The organism is Variovorax sp. GW823-FHT02B07 (genome assembly GCF_058797695.1).
Genome location: NZ_JBXAJX010000002.1, coordinates 1,049,095 through 1,063,707 on the forward strand (window position 1 = coordinate 1,049,095; position 14,613 = coordinate 1,063,707).

The window sequence follows — 14,613 nt, forward strand, 5'->3', positions numbered from 1 at the left end:
TGTTTCCTTTTCGGGAACGCCGTGGTTCTTTTTGTTGCGGGTTTTTACCTAGATCCCGCCGCACAATTCACCTCACGGACCGGCCCCGAGCTGATCCGGATGAACAGGCCCCGAGCGAGTTGGCCGCCCTTCAAGAAGAGGGACGGTGACCCACCCAAGACCGGTTCAAACCATCCAAGCAAACACTTGTACTACTGAACTGAATTGAAGAAGGAAACCGCCATGAACGCCTCGAAGATCCTCTCCGCCGTTGCTGTTGCCCTGATGGCCGTCGCCGGTGCCGCCCACGCTGAAACCTACGAAGGCGTGCATCGCCTGACCTCGGCCGCCAGCCGCGCCGATGTCGCCGCACAAGCCGTCGTGGCCGCGCACAGCGCCGACCCCTATGCCACCGGCGCCGAGGCAGGCCCCGCCCAGGTGTTCGTGTCGACCGTGAGCCGCGACGCCGTGCGCGCCCAGGCCGTGGTGGCCGCTCGCAGCGAGAACCCCTACAGCGAAGCCGTGACCTCTCGCGTGGCTCCGGTGCTGGCCAGCGGCCTGGACCGCGCCAGCGTGCGCGCCGAGGCCCGTGCCGCCGCACGTGGCGAGGCACTGCCGCTGTAATCGATCGGTCTGACAGGCAGGCACGCGCACTCGGCCCCACGGGGCGGGTGTCGGCGGGCCAGGGAAAGAAAAACCGGCCTTGCGAAAGCAAGGGCCGGTTTTTTCACGGACGGGGCGGGGCGGTCGTCAGAAGCAGCGTTCTTCGATCGTGCCCACGCGGTCCGGATAGAAGGCCACGTAGTCCTTGATCGGCGCGACCGATTCATAGGGTGACTCGTAGGTCCACACGGCATTCACTGAGCGTTCGCCGCCGGCTGGAATGCTGTAGTAGGCGCACTCGCCCTTGTACGGGCAGTAGGTCGCATGCGTGGTGCGCTCCAGCAGCGACATGCGCACGTCCTTGCGCGGAAGGTAATGCACCGTGCCGAAATGCGACTCTCGCAAGGTCAGCGCCTCGCGCGAGCTGGCAATGACATGGCCTCCCACCGACACCACCACGCGCAACGGATTCGGCGTGATGGTGATCGCATGGTCGGGGCCCGGAATCTTGACGGTGCGTTCTGGCGTAGCGAACATGGACAAGCTCCTTCGGACGAATCGGCGGATGCGCATCTTGCTGCGTTGTCGCGACGATTTGAAGTCTCCCGCGAATCCACCTGTTCCCGGCGTGGTTAAAGGCGGCCGGGCTCGAAAACCAAAGTTTCAGATTCGCTGTTTTTGCGGTGCACACCGAAGCCCGCGCGGCCCGGCGCGATGTGTTCGCGCAGCGTGAGCGCCGGAATTTCGTAGTCGCCGCCGTTCTGCGGGCGGAACGCAATCGGGTCGGTGGTCCACAGCGTGTCGAGCCGCTCGCCCAGCTCGCCGGTGATGCGTGCATAGGCTGCGGCATCGACCTTGCCCGTGCGGTGCACCACGAAGGGTGGCAGCACGTCGAAGCCGGGGTAGTAGAGGATGCCGTGATGAATGGGAAACAGCAGGTCGTCCATCGGCCCGTTGATGCCGCGCGGGGCGTAGTGCGAGGCCCAGCCGCCGGTCGTCACCACCAGCATCGCGCGCTTGCCGGCCAGTGTGCCTTCGCCGAAGCGGTCGCCCCAGTGTGTATCGGAATGTTCGCCCACGCCGTAGGCAAAGCCGTAGGCGTAGATGCGCTCGATCCAGCCCTTGAGGATGGCGGGCATCGAGTACCACCACAGCGGGAACTGCAGGATCACCGCGTCGGCCCACAGCAGCTTCTCCTGCTCGGCGGCGATGTCGGCGGTCTGCGTGCCGCCCTCGAAGGCGCGCAGCGAGTCGAGCACGGGGTCGAAGGGCGCAGTGGTGTCGCGCGCGGGAAAGTCGTCGGCGTCGAGCGCGGGCTTCCAGCGCATCGCGTACAGGTCCGACACGCGCACGGAATGGCCCGCGCTCGTCAGGCGTTCGACCATGAAGCGATGGAGCGAGCCGTTCAGCGAGGAGGCGGCTTCGGGATGGGCAAGGACCAGCAGGATGTTCACGGTGTCAAAGGGTTCGAGTGAAGATGCCCTCAGGTTAGGTATTGCCAAGCTATATTGGAAATGAATAGTTTGAATGCCAGGTATCGCCATGAACAATTTCAGCCGCCTCGACCTCAACCTGCTGGTCACGCTCGACACCTTGCTGGCCGAGCGCAACGTGACCCGTGCGGCCGAGCGCCTCAACCTCTCGCAGCCCTCGGTGAGCGTGCAGCTGGCCAAGCTGCGCGAGCTCTTCGACGACCCGCTGCTCGTGCCCGCGCAGCGCGGCATGCGGCCCACCGCGCGCGCCGACGAACTGCGCGAGCCGCTGCGCGAAGCGCTCGCATCGCTGGGCCGCGCGGTGGCGCCCAGCCAGCCCTTCGACCCGGCCAAGGCGACCACCACCTGGCGCGTGGCCGCGGCCGACTACGCCGAGTCGGCCATCCTGCTGCCTGCGCTGGCCGGTCTGCGCGCGGCCGCGCCCCACACGCGGCTGGCCGTGGTCGAGGCCGTGCCGACGCGCATGGCGCGCCAGCTCGAGCAGGCGGAGATCGACCTGTTCTTCCACACCAGCGTGGGCGCGCCGCCGGGCCTGCACCGGCGCGTGCTGTTCCACGAGCGCTACGTGCTGGCCGGGCGGGCAGGGCACCCGCGCCTGAAGCGCCGCCCCACGCTGGCGCAGTTCTGCGCGCTGGAGCATGTGGTGGTGTCGCTCAGCGGCGGCGGCTTTGCCGGCCCCACCGACGAGGCACTGGCGGCGCAGGGCCTCACGCGGCGCGTGGCGCTGTCGGTGCCGCACTTTCTTTTCATGATGTCCGTGCTCGCCAGCACCGACATGGTCGCCATGCTGCCCGAGCGCCTGGCGCGGGGCGCGCCGGGGCTGCGCGTGGTGGAGGCGCCGCTGGAGGTGCCGGGCTACGAGATGGCGATGCTGTGGCACGAGCGGCGGCATCGCGACCCGGGGCATCGGTGGCTGCGCGAGCAGATCGCCCACAGCTTGTAGCGTCTGCTGACGCGCCGGCCGCCCCCTTCGCCGGCATCGGCTTTTCGCCATGACGACGCAGAGCTTGCCGCTGCGGGCGTACAGTCGAAGCGTGGGCCTGTCGGGGCTCTCTCTGCACGAATGGAGGTCGAAGATGGCCCAGCACGCAATTACCGCGGTTCACTTCAAGGACGGAAAGGTGGACCTCGTCGCCATTCACCCGGTCGTGGAGAAGGAGTTCGGTTCGACGGAATTTGCCCTTGGCACGGCACAGCGCGTCAGCGTCGGCGAATGCGTCAAGCTCCTTGCGGCCGGCGAGGAGGTGTGCCTGGCCCGGCGCACTGAAAACCACGGCTGGGAAGTCATTTGCGACGCCCGGCTCTTGCCGGGCGGGACCGCTTTCGCCGGCGTCGACATCCTGGACCGTCCCACCGATGCCTTGCTGCAGCTTCCTGCGTGGGACTAGGTCACCGGGGGGCCGCGCTGAATGCACCTTTGAAGGGCCGCCAACAAGTCGCCGACGATCGGTTCAGCCGGAGACGCTCTTTGTGTGACGGAAGAAGTTCTCGGGGTCGTACCTGCGCTTGAGTGCCGCGAGTTTGTCCAGGTTGGCCCGGCCGTACGCGGCTTCGATGCGGTCCTGACCCTCTTCCTCCGTCAGGAAGTTGATGTAGGCCCCGCCTGTCGAGCAGGCGCGCGTCGCTTCGAAGCAGTCCCGCGCCCACTGGATGTGGATGTCGTCGTCGCCCGGCTTCTCCCAGGAGCCCGCGATGTTCAGCACATAGGCCGCGTCCCGGTTGCCCGCCGGCGAATGCCCGGCAGGCAGCTCGCCCAGCGCACCCTGTATCTGGAACAGGAGGATGGCCGAATGGGGCGATTGAATCCGGCCCGCATGCGTCACGGCGAGGTCGATGGTCCGCTGATCGATGCCTGGCAGGTAGTGCGACTTCCAGTAGTAGCGCCGTCCCTTGGGCTGCGTGGCGTCGAGCAGGCTCTGCATCTGCGTGTAGGGCCGGCGCGTCACGATGTCGGCCACCGGCCGGCCAAGCGCGCGCAGCGGTGCGATCAATGCCTCTCCCTCTTCGACCTTGCCGGTGTAGCAGACGAAGATGGCCACGATCGGCTTGCCGTGCACCTCCTTCGGGAGCCAGGGGGCCGGCGGCGCGATCCGCAGAACCGCCACGCTGGTCAGTTCGCGCGGGGCCTCTGCGCTGAACGCACGGTAGGCGTCGAGAACCTGCCGGGCGTCGTCGCCGCTCCATGCGATCGCACCGCCCAGGATTTCGGGGCCGACGGGAAAGAGTCGGTACTCGAAGGAGGTGACGATGCCGAAGTTGCCGCTGCCACCACGCAGCGCCCAGAACAGGTCCTCGTTCTCGTCCGCAGACGCACGCAGGACCTCGCCGCCGGCCGTCACGACCTCCATCGAGACCACGTTGTCGCAGGTCCAGCCGTGGCGGCGCGTGAGGTAGCCGAATCCGCCGCCGACGGTGAGGCCTGCAATCCCGGTCGCAGACACAAAACCGAGCACGGCGGCGAGCCCGTGCAGCTGTGTCTCGCGGTCGACGTCGCCCAGCGTGCAGCCCGCTTGCGCGCGCGCCGTGCGACGCGCTGGATCGACCCAGACACCTCGGAGCAGCGACATGTCGATCATGAGGCCGCCCTCGCAGACCGCAAGCCCGGCGATGTTGTGGCCGCCGCCGCGCACGGAACTCAGAAGCCCGTGCTGGCGTGCGAACCGGACGGCCTGCACGACATCGACCGTGCCGGTGCAGCGCGCCACCAGGCCCGGGCGGCGATCGATCATCGCGTTCCAGACCTTGCGCGACTCCTCGTAGGCCGGGTCCTCCGCGGTCAGCACCTGGCCTTTGAACGTGGCCTTGAACGACTGCAGGATCTCCGGCGAAAGGTCCACGGTCCCGCCGTCCATGCGTGTGAGTTGGATCGTCATGAGTCGTCTCCGAAAAGAGTGAGGAAGTCGGGGGCAGCTTGCGCGTGACCAGGCGGGCGAACAAGTCCAGAATCTGAAGCGTTGCCGCTCTGGAGACGAGGCGATGGAAAACACCTACGGTCAGTTCTGCACCGTCGCCAGGGGGGCCGAGGTGTTGTGCGAGCGATGGACGCCGCTGGTCGTGCGCGAGTTGCTGTGCGGCAGCAAGCGCTTCAACGACCTGCATCGCGGCGTGCCGCGAATGTCCACCAGCCTGCTGGCGCAGCGGCTTCATCGCCTCGAGGAATTCGGTGTCGTGCGCCGCAACACCGTCGGCAAGGTGTGGGAATACAGCCTTACCGAGGCCGGCGAGGAACTTCGACCCATCGTCATGGCACTGGGCCATTGGGGTGCGCAGTGGATCGGCAGCCGCCTGCGCGACGATGAACTGGATGCGGGCCTGCTCATGTGGGACATGCGCCGGTTCGCGTGCATTCAGGAGTTCCCGCCTCGGCCCGTGATCATCCACTTCCAGCTGCGCGACGCACGGACGCGCGAGCGCACGTGGTGGCTCGTGGTGGAGGACGGCGTGGCCGATCTGTGCCGCGACGACCCGGGGCGCGAGCTGACGCTCGTGGTGGATGCCTCCGTGCGCGCCTTGACCGAAGTGTGGACGGGCGATCGCACGCCTGCGCAGGCGCTTCAGTCGCGCGAGATCCGTGTCGATGGGGCGAGGTGCGACGCGCAAGACCTGTGGCGGTGGCTGGGCACCAGCGTGTTCGCCTCGACGCGTCGCGCCGCGGGACGGAAGTTGCCGGACGGCCAATCTCTGGCGCCGTAGCTGCTCACGGCGAGCCAGCTACGCCGGCGCAAGGTCCTCGTGGATGCAAAGGAAGTTGCCTTCCGTGTCCTTGAACCACGCCGCCTTTTCCGAACCGAGCACGCAGACATGGTCGACCGTCTTCAGGTCGGGAAAGTCGTAGTCCTCGAACACCACGCCGGCGCGCTTGAGCTTGTCGATGCTGGCGGCGATGTCCGGCACCTGGAAGCTGATCGCCGTGTGGTCGGCCTTGGTGCCCTCGGGTTTAGGGAACAGCGCCAGCGTGCTGCCGCCCACCGTGTAGACGAACTTGCCGTCGGGCCGCAAGCCACCCGCCTTCAGGCCCAGGCAGCCTTCGTAGAAAGCACGCGCGCGGTCCATGTCCTTCACCGGAAGCATGGTCGTGACAGACGAATCGGACAGCATGGTGGGTCCTTTCGCACAGTTCGGCGCAGCGGGTGCCGCTTGGCGGCATGGCCTTGGCTGGCCGGGTGGTGGTCAGCTTACGCCTGAGGCGGGCGCGATGCCAGTGCGGTGGGTAACCTGTTTGGTGATGCGAGGCGCTGTCGTGCACTCGCCTCAGGTGTTCAGGAAGCAGCGCGTCGTCGCCATCATCCGCACGTTCTTCGTCGAGTTGACGGAGGGCGTGTGCAAGAGGCGCAGGTCCATCAGGAAGACGTCACCGGCGCGTCCTGACATCTCGACGAGGTCGATGCCCAGCGGGTGAAGGCTTTGCGCCAGGTCGCCGGTCGTCTTCAGAAGCTGCCTCAGCTCGGAGGCCGCAACGCGCCCCGGTGTGCCGACGCGATGCGATCCGGCCAACGCCAGCGTCGCGCCGCCGCCGGGTGCCACGTCGTCGATCAGGAAGAAGGCCTGGATTCCCGGCAGCGGATCTTGCGGTCGGACCGAGACGTCGACATGCCAGTTCAGGCTGGTGAAAGTCGAGGCGCCTTGAAGGGGCGGGGATAGCAGCAGCTGCGTGTCCTGGATGGCGGTCGGGGCACGTCCACCGAGTCGGGTGACGCAGTCGATCAGCGCCGGCGTCACCAGCGCTTCATGCACGCCGGGCACCTTGACGAGCGCCGACAGCTTGCCGATCTGCTGGAAGACGGGGAGTTTTTGCAGCGCGCCCGACAGGCTCTTCCCACCGGACATGGTTTTCAGGCGCTTGATCTCATCGAGCAGTTTCTGCCGCAGGCCCGCGATCTGCTTGTGCGGATGGAAGTCTTCCAACCGCACATAGCCCTTGTCGGTGAAGAAGTCGGTGTGAGAGGGAGTCATGGCTTGAAGCGGCCGCGCAGTCCGCCAATGAACGTCGCGCGACGTGGAAGCAAGAATACAAGAGCGGCTGCACCGGGCGAGCATGGCTAACATCGGCCGACAACAGATCAAGGAGGACACAGGATGACGGTGGTTGTGGAGACTTTGCGGATGTCGACACTGCAGCGACTCGGGGCGTCTGCGCCCCTGGTGAAGTTGGCGATGGGCGAGTGCCTCCATGAAGTGTTCCGCACGGTCTGCCTGGGGCCACCGTTCCTGGCGTACCACGGCGCCCGCGCACCCGAGGGGCCACCATGGGTTCCGCTGTGGGATCGCAGCAGCCGGGTCACGGGTGTGCGCGCGCATCCGGGCGGCCTGGAGTTCGTCGAGTTCAGCGTGGAAGACCCTCGCGCGTTCGAGCGCATCGCGTTGACCGAGCAAGGCTTCTGGGTGACCCGGTTCGACGTGCTGTATGAAAACGATGTGCCCGAGAGCGTCCTGCACGAGGCCGCACGGCGGGTCGGGTTCCGGTATCTGGATCAGCACCTGGCTGCGAGGGAAGAGGCCGAGGAGCGACTGAGCACCTTCAGCGATCACCGGCTGTGGCTGCAAGGCCTCGTGGCGGACATCGATCGACAGGCCAGCGAGGCCTGACCGCAGTGTTCACACGAAATCCAACCTTTCATTGGTGCATCGCCTTCGCATCAGCTCTCATGCTTCACATGCCCGCGCATCCAGCCGAAGCCGAACCCGCGCGTGACACGATATCCGCGCAAGCGCAGATCCCGTTCTTCGATGCCGTGGAGCGCGGTCGCCTGCGCGAGGTCGAGGAATTTCTTGCGCAGGGCTTTGGTGCCAACGATGTGCAGGGCTACGGTTTCAATGTGGGCGACTCGCCGCTGATGAAGGCCGCGCAGCAAGGCAACGCGCAGATGGTGAAGTTCCTGCTGCGTCGCCATGCCGATGTGAACTACCGCAACGCCAACGACGGCGAGACGGCGCTGCTGCGCGCAGCCAAGTTCGCGGGCTCCGGCGGCATCAGCGACACGCACGCCATCGACTTCCGCCAGACCCTGGCGCTGCTGCTGAAGGCGGGCGCGAACCCCGACACGCCCGATCGCAACGGCGGCCTTCCGTTGTTCTTCGCGCCCACGACCTGGGTCATTCAGGCGCTGCTGGCCGCCGGTGCCGACCCCAACGCCGCGAGCTCGCACCCGCCGTTGATCGAGCACGCGCACGACCCGGCGCGCGTGCGGCTGCTGCTGGCCGCCGGCGCGCGGCCGGATGTGCGCGATGCGCAGGGCGCGTCGGCCCTGGCGGTGGCAGCGGAGAAGGGCAGCCTGGAAAGCGTCCGGCAGCTCCTGGTGGCCATGTCGCCGGATGCGGTGCGGGGCGCCGATGCCGATGGGCACAACGCGCTCGATGCGGCGGCCAGGGGTGGCGATGCGGGGATCGTTCGCCTGCTGCTGGCGCAGGGCCTGCCGGCGACCGAGCGCGCCGTGCGCGCAGCGGCGACGCAGGGGCATCTGCAGGTGGCTCGCCTGCTGCACCGGGCCATGGACCCGCCGCAGTGGCCGGCCCTCGAAGCGGGTGCACCGGCCGAGGCACGGGTCTATCTGCTGATCCTGCAGCAGAGACCGCAGGAGGCCCTGGCCGCCTACCGCGCCTTCGAGACGGTCGCTTGCGGACGCATGACGCCGTTGGCGTCGGCGGTCGATGCCGGCAATGTGGAGGCTGTGCGCGCCTTGCTGGCCCTGGGCGTCGACGTGAACCACCAGACCCCCGCGCCGCTGCGCAGCGAACTGGTGCCGCAGCCACAGACCTCGTCGGGGCTGCCTCGCCTTGTCCATGTGCTGCCGCCTCCTTGCAACGACGCTTCGCTCGCACCGCACGCAGGTTCACCGACGTTGCCGCAGGCCACGCTGCCTGTCGGCCGGTTGCCGTTCGCACCCGCGCCCGGCACTGAAAGCGCCTTGCCGCCAGCGGGGTTCTGGACGGACAACGCTCTGATGCGCGCGGTGGCGCACGACCACCTCGAGATCGCGCGGCTGCTGGTGGCGGCAGGTGCCGATCCGGCGCTGCGAAGCCACTACCCGCCGCACGCCTCGGCCCAGGCATGGCTGCAGGCGCACCCGCCATCGCATGGCGCATCGCTGGCTGCATGGAAGAAATTGCTGAAGCTGAGTCGGCCCTGAGATGCAAACCCTGTCGCTCGATATCCGAGGTTGGCTTTGGTAGATTCCGCCACTCCGATCTCCACTGACAGGAGCGCTTCATGAGTACACAAAAAGAACTGCATCGCGGCCGCCTGATCGACCACATCGGACTGGTCGTTCGCGATCTGGCGGCCAGCAAGGCCTTCTACAGTGCCGTCTTCGAGGCGCTGAAGATCCCGATGGGCGGCTCCGACGCGCGCAACTTCTGGGCCGACGAGCTGTTCGTCTCCGCGCCTGGCAGCGAGGAAGTGCAGGGCGAACTGACCGGGCGCCACCACATCGCATTCCAGGCGCAGGACCGGGCCATGGTGGACGCCTTCTACCAGGCCGCATTGGCGCACGGAGGCCGGGACAACGGCCCGCCAGGTGAACGCGCCTACCACCCCGGGTACTACGCGGCGTTCGTGCTGGACCCGGACGGCAACAACATCGAGGCCGTGTTTCATGGCGAGGCCGATCGCAGTGCGGCTTCGGTGCGGATCAGGTTCTGATCGCTCCCGGTACGTCGTCCCGAAGCAATCGCTAGTAGAGGTAAACCGCCCCGCGATTGACAGCGCTGTTGTCCGCCTGATCGCCACCGATGCCGGTTGCGGCGCTGCTTTCTCCTCGCGCCCCCACCGCGATCGTCCGGCCGTCTGCCGTGATGTCGATGGCCTCGCCGAACAGATCGCCGCTTCCCGTGTTGGAGGCCTTCAGATACTTCGCATGGGCGAACTGCGCGCCGGCCAGGCGATACACGTGGACCGCGCCGGACCCCGGGGCCGCGCCTTGCGTCGTGTCGGCATCGACTCCCGTTCCACTGCTCGAATCACCGCGCGCGGCGATCGCCAGGGCGGTGCCGTCCTGCGTGAGCGCCAGGCCGAACCCGCCGAACATGGCGTCCGGCGTGAGCTGGGGCGCCGGGATCGTCTGGGCGAGGGCGTAGGTGCCCGCGTTGCGCCGGAACACATGGGCGACGCCAGCGCGAGACACGCCCGCAACCGACGCATTGCGCGTGCCGATGATCACCGTGTTGCCATCGCCCGAGATGGCGGTGCTGGCGCCGAACAGATCGTGGAGGGTGGGCACCGGTGCCTTGAGGTAGGCCCGCTTGGTCCATGTGCCCGTGCCGGTGTCGTAGCCATAGACGAATGCCGCGCCGGCATTGGACACGCTGGTGTCGGTTTCATCGGTGAGCGAGCCGCTGGGCTCGTACTGCGCGCCCACCACGATCGTGCTGCCATCGGCCGAGATCTTTGCTTGCACGCCGAACAGCGAACCCGGCTGCGCATGCTCGGGTTCGATGGTGGCTTCCCGGGCCCAGGTGCCGCCCGTCTTGCGGTACACGTGAAAGCTTCCACCCCTGGCGCTGAAGTACTCCGAGACCACGACCACCGTGCCGTCCTGCGAGATGCCGAGGAACGCGCCGAAGTTGCCTATGAAACGCGGCGCTGGCGGGTTCCACTCGTCGGCCTGCGTCCAGCCCGAGGGGGTTCTCGAGAACACCTTCACCAGGCCCTGGTCGCCAAACGCCCCATCGTGGCCAGGCATGCCCACGAGCAAGGTGCCGTCGTCCGAGACGACCGGGTTGGGAACGCTCCCCACCTGGAAGCCCAGCGTTTGCACCCACTGCCACTGGCCCGCGCTGCGCGTGAACAGCTCCAGGGTGGCCCCATCGCCCACGGCCATGGCACTGCCGTCCGGGGACAGGGCAAGGCCTCGGCCGAAGGCGTGGGCGCCGGTGGACGTCGACTTGAAATAGCCGATCGCCCGGTTGCCATCCGGCGTGACCGGCAGCGACCAGGGGCTGCAGCCATTGGCATTGCAGGCCTGCAGCGCATGGCGCCATGCGGCCGGTGGCTGGGTCAGCGCCAGTTCCTGCCGCGCGTAGGTGGTGCTGCCGAGGTTGTCCGCCACCACCGTGAAGCTGCCTGTCGCGCCCGGGTCTTCACCCAGCCGGTAGTAGGTGGCGTTGGCGACGGCCGGCCAGCTGAACAGGAACGACTTGGGCGCATAGCCCACGCTGGGCGCGGCGGGAATCGGCGGCGGCTGCAACGACGGGTCGGCGGCGCACTGGGCCACCACCGAGGTGACGGCCGCGTTGACCGTGCCGCTGGCGCCGGTGAGCTTGCACAGCAGCCCGGCCGGTTGCGTGTGCACGGTCACGTCGTACGTCGCGCCTTCGGGCACGACCTGCGCGAACACGAAGTGGCCATCGGCCGTGAGGCTCAACGGGTCCGCACCGTTGTTGCGCAGCACCAGTGTTCCGCCCGCCAGGCCCGAGAGCGTGCCGCCCACCGTGTGCGTGATGGCCGCGCAGATCACGCGCACGTCCGTGACGGCGGCCGAGGCCGTGCCCCGGCCCGCGCTCACCGCGCAGGTCTGCCCCTGCGGTTGCCGGGCGATGCTCACTGCGTAGGGATTGCCGGCCGTCACCGGCTCGGTGAAGCGGAAGGCGCCGTCGGCCTCGAGGGTGAGATCGTCCTTGCCGTTGTTGCGCAGCACCAGCGTGCCGTTCAATCCCGAGACGCTGCCGCCGATGGGGTAGCTCGCGGCCGGCGCATCGGGCTGCACAGGCACCACAGGCACCCAGCCGATGCCGCCACCCCCGCCGTTGCCTCCGCCCCCGCATGCCGCCAGCACCAGCGCGGCCATCCATGCCGCATGCCTCGCAGCAAGGCGCTGCAGACCCCTCGATTGAATCACTCGCTCACCTCGTCTCGTTTGGTGACGAGATGCTATGCAGCGAGGCGGGCGCTGGAAATCCCAAGAAACTGGTAGGCCCGAAGAGGCTCGCGGCTCACAGCCTGGGCGTGTACTTCACCGTGAACAGCACATTCCGCGGATCGCCGTAGTTGTTGTTCCCATCGGCCTCGCTGTAGGCCGGGATGTAGTAGCGCTTGTCGAAGACGTTGTTGATGTTGACGGCCAGCGCCACCTCCGGCGTCAGCTGGTAGGCCAGGCGTGCGCTCCACACGGCGAAGCCGGGCACCTTGTACGTGCGGTCGTAGCCCAGCGTGTGGCTCTGGATGCTGAAGCCGCCGCCCACGCTGAGCCGGCTCCAGTCGCCGGGCAGCTGGTAGTTGGTCCACACGCGCAGCATGTGTTTGGGCGTCCACTGGCTGAAGATCTTGCCCTTGTTGTCCGGGTCTTCGAGGAATCGGGTGGTGTTGTAGGTGTAGCCCGCCGTGAGCTGCAGCCGCGGCGCGACCTCGCCGCTGAGCTCGGCCTCGAAGCCCTGGCTGCGCACCTTGCCCGACGACTTGGAGCAGTACCAGCCGTCGCAGGCAAAACCGCCGTCGCGGTCGGTCACGGCGCGGTTGGTGTGGTTGTAGCGGAACACGGCCAGCGAGGTGTTCAGGCGGCCGTCCATCAGTTCGCCCTTCAGGCCCACCTCGTAATTGCTGCCGATGATGGGCTTGAGCCCGTCGCCCGAGACGGTGCGCTCGGTTTGCGGCTCGAACACGTCGGTGTAGCTCGCGTAGGCCGACCATTGCTTGTTGAGCGCGAACACGAGGCCGACGTACGGCGTCACTTCGCCCGACGTGCTGACGGTGCTCGTGAAGCCCGCGGACTGGCTCGAGTAGAGGTAGTCGTACCAGCTCAGGCGCGCGCCGACGATGGCCGTGAGCGGCTCGGCCAACTGGGCCCGCCAGCTGCCGTAGATGCCCTTTTGCCGCACGTCGTAGTGCGTGTGGCTCTTCCCGCCGCCCGCCGCCATGATGGTGTCGTAGTTCTGCGCCGGGCGGTTGTGGTCGATGGCGAAGATGTTGCCGCCGCCGCTGAACCGGCGTGCATACCGGTCGGTTGACTCGAACTTCGAGTAGTTGGCGCCGATGGTCAGGTCGTGCTGCATCGACAGTGCGTCGAAGCGTCCGCGCAGGTAGACGTCGAAGCCGAGCTTGCGGGAATCGAAGCGGGTGTCCCAGTCGGCGAAGTTCAGCCCGCTGCCGTCGGCTTGCACGTCGCCGTGCATGCGCTGGTGCTGCGCGCTGTTCTTCTCGTTCATGCCGAGCGCGGAGAACTTCAGCTTCCAGTTGTCGTTGAAACGGTGCTCGGCGTCGACATACACCGTGGTCTGCTCGATGTCGCTGTGGTTCCACAGGGCGCCCGTGAACACGGAGCGCGGCAGGCCGATGTCGGTGCCGTCCGGGTAGCGCGGAAAACCGCGCAGCATCGGGCGCCCCTTGCCGTGCGAATGGCTCACGCCGAAGCCGACGGTGGTGTCGGGCGAAATGTCGTAGTCGATGGCGCCGTAGAGCGAGCGCGTCTTGCGCCACACGTAGTCGGTGAACGAGTGGCTGCGGTCTTCGTCGACCACCACGCGGCCGCGCAGCGTGCCTTCGGCATTGAGCGGACCGCCGGTGTCGAGCTGCGCGCCGTAGTGGTCCCACGAGCCCGCCTTGCCGGTGAGCGTGAGCGTCTTCTCGGGCTGGCCGCGCTTGCGCACGAGGTTGATCGCGCCGCCCGGGCTGCCGGTGCCCTGCAACAGGCCCGAGGCGCCGCGCAGCACTTCCACGCGGTCGAAGAACACCGTGTCTTCGGTGGCCCAGTTGCCCAGCGAATACATGTTGCGCGGCACGGGCACGCCGTCGTATTGCCAGGCGTCGATCTGGAAGCCGCGCGACGTGAGGACCATGCCCGGTCCCACGCCCTTGACGCCCACCACGCCCGTGACGTTGTTGACCGCGTCGCGCAGGTCGACGAGGCCCTGGTCGTCCATGCGCTGGCGCGTGATCACGCTGACCGATTGCGGAATGTCCTTGAGCGCCTGCTCGCCCTTGCCGAGCGTCAGCGCGCGCGCCGTGTACGAGCGCGTGCCTTCGGTGGTGGCGCTGCGTTCGGCCTCGGCCGTGACGGTGACCGGTGCCAGGGTGGTGCTGCCGTCGGCGCCGGTGTCTGCAGGGCCGCCGATGCTCGAGCGGCGCAGCGCATACGAGCCGCCCGCGCCGCCCGCCGCCTCGAGGCCCGAGCCGGCCAGCAGCCGCGCGAAGCCTTCGCCCACGGCGTGCTGGCCCTGCAGGCCGGGCGAGCGCTTGCCCTGCGCGAGGGCCGGCGGGATCGTGATGCTCACGCCGGCGGTGGCAGCGAAGCTCGACAGGGCCTCGTCGAGTGGGCCGGGCGCGATGTTGTAGGCCTTGCGTGTTTCGGCCTGCGTGGCCGGTGCGTTGGGCACACCCGGCGTCTGCGCGGCGACCGTCCCGGCAGCAGCGCATGCCATGGCGAACAACGCGCCATGCACGGCGAGCGACAACGCACGCAACGAGACGGCGTCGGAATCAAGGGGGGGCGGTCGGCGACGGGCCATGGATTTCTCTCTCTCCTGCAAGGGTGTGAAGTTGCTGTTCCTCAAGGCTTCACACGCGAGGAAAGAAAAGGGGACAGGCCGCGACAGAAAAAATCGCAACGGC

At 67.7% G+C, this 14,613-nt stretch carries 14 protein-coding genes; 7 read left to right on the top strand and 7 right to left on the bottom strand.

Features of this window, described 5'->3' with window-relative positions:
- Window positions 1-222: 222 nt before the first annotated feature.
- Window positions 223-603, top strand: a complete 381-nt coding sequence (locus AC1RGU_RS15850) for a helicase SNF2 (protein ID WP_095947133.1) — start codon at window positions 223-225, stop codon at window positions 601-603.
- A 126-nt stretch (window positions 604-729) separates the two neighbouring features.
- Here AC1RGU_RS15850 and AC1RGU_RS15855 read toward each other — a convergent pair whose 3' ends face one another.
- Window positions 730-1,119 carry a DUF427 domain-containing protein gene (locus tag AC1RGU_RS15855; RefSeq protein WP_062481469.1) on the bottom strand — a complete coding sequence of 130 codons (390 nt, stop codon included), beginning with the start codon at window positions 1,117-1,119 and terminating at the stop codon, window positions 730-732.
- Between the two features lie 95 nt (window positions 1,120-1,214).
- Window positions 1,215-2,036 (bottom strand): NAD(P)H-dependent oxidoreductase, encoded by an 822-nt coding sequence (locus AC1RGU_RS15860; RefSeq protein ID WP_492696836.1) that lies wholly within the window; start codon window positions 2,034-2,036, stop codon window positions 1,215-1,217.
- 88 nt (window positions 2,037-2,124) lie between these two features.
- Between AC1RGU_RS15860 and AC1RGU_RS15865 the strand changes: the two genes are divergently transcribed.
- Both AC1RGU_RS15865 and AC1RGU_RS15870 read left to right on the top strand, forming a co-directional pair.
- Window positions 2,125-3,018, top strand: a complete 894-nt coding sequence (locus tag AC1RGU_RS15865; protein ID WP_492696837.1) for a LysR family transcriptional regulator — start codon at window positions 2,125-2,127, stop codon at window positions 3,016-3,018.
- Window positions 3,019-3,067: 49 nt separating this feature from the next.
- Window positions 3,068-3,463, top strand: a complete 396-nt coding sequence (locus AC1RGU_RS15870; RefSeq protein ID WP_260684859.1) for a hypothetical protein — start codon at window positions 3,068-3,070, stop codon at window positions 3,461-3,463.
- A gap of 63 nt (window positions 3,464-3,526) precedes the next feature.
- Here the strand turns inward: AC1RGU_RS15870 and AC1RGU_RS15875 are convergent, their stop codons facing one another.
- Window positions 3,527-4,948 carry an FAD-binding oxidoreductase gene (locus AC1RGU_RS15875; RefSeq protein WP_492696838.1) on the bottom strand — a complete coding sequence of 474 codons (1,422 nt, stop codon included), beginning with the start codon at window positions 4,946-4,948 and terminating at the stop codon, window positions 3,527-3,529.
- Between the two features lie 103 nt (window positions 4,949-5,051).
- Between AC1RGU_RS15875 and AC1RGU_RS15880 the strand changes: the two genes are divergently transcribed.
- On the top strand, window positions 5,052-5,768 hold the full coding sequence (locus tag AC1RGU_RS15880; RefSeq protein WP_095745771.1) for a winged helix-turn-helix transcriptional regulator: 717 nt from the start codon (window positions 5,052-5,054) through the stop codon (window positions 5,766-5,768).
- 18 nt (window positions 5,769-5,786) lie between these two features.
- Here AC1RGU_RS15880 and AC1RGU_RS15885 read toward each other — a convergent pair whose 3' ends face one another.
- Together AC1RGU_RS15885 and AC1RGU_RS15890 are read right to left on the bottom strand one after the other, a co-directional pair.
- Entirely contained in the window at window positions 5,787-6,173 is a 387-nt protein-coding gene (locus tag AC1RGU_RS15885; protein ID WP_095745770.1) for a VOC family protein, read from the bottom strand.
- Window positions 6,174-6,326: 153 nt separating this feature from the next.
- A complete protein-coding gene (locus AC1RGU_RS15890) occupies window positions 6,327-7,028 on the bottom strand; it encodes a phytanoyl-CoA dioxygenase family protein (protein WP_492740799.1) in 702 nt (233 codons plus the stop codon).
- 123 nt (window positions 7,029-7,151) lie between these two features.
- Between AC1RGU_RS15890 and AC1RGU_RS15895 the strand changes: the two genes are divergently transcribed.
- The 3 genes from AC1RGU_RS15895 (at window position 7,152) to AC1RGU_RS15905 (ending at window position 9,714) form a co-directional block, all read left to right on the top strand.
- Window positions 7,152-7,661, top strand: a complete 510-nt coding sequence (locus AC1RGU_RS15895; protein ID WP_492696840.1) for a hypothetical protein — start codon at window positions 7,152-7,154, stop codon at window positions 7,659-7,661.
- Window positions 7,662-7,729: 68 nt separating this feature from the next.
- Window positions 7,730-9,202 (top strand): ankyrin repeat domain-containing protein, encoded by a 1,473-nt coding sequence (locus tag AC1RGU_RS15900; RefSeq protein ID WP_492696841.1) that lies wholly within the window; start codon window positions 7,730-7,732, stop codon window positions 9,200-9,202.
- An 80-nt stretch (window positions 9,203-9,282) separates the two neighbouring features.
- Window positions 9,283-9,714 (top strand): VOC family protein, encoded by a 432-nt coding sequence (locus AC1RGU_RS15905; RefSeq protein WP_492696842.1) that lies wholly within the window; start codon window positions 9,283-9,285, stop codon window positions 9,712-9,714.
- A 31-nt stretch (window positions 9,715-9,745) separates the two neighbouring features.
- Here AC1RGU_RS15905 and AC1RGU_RS15910 read toward each other — a convergent pair whose 3' ends face one another.
- Window positions 9,746-11,857: a hypothetical protein gene (locus AC1RGU_RS15910; RefSeq protein WP_492696843.1), complete on the bottom strand. Its 2,112-nt coding sequence runs from the start codon at window positions 11,855-11,857 to the stop codon at window positions 9,746-9,748.
- A gap of 145 nt (window positions 11,858-12,002) precedes the next feature.
- On the bottom strand, window positions 12,003-14,510 hold the full coding sequence (locus tag AC1RGU_RS15915; protein WP_492696844.1) for a TonB-dependent siderophore receptor: 2,508 nt from the start codon (window positions 14,508-14,510) through the stop codon (window positions 12,003-12,005).
- Window positions 14,511-14,613 lie beyond the last annotated feature (103 nt).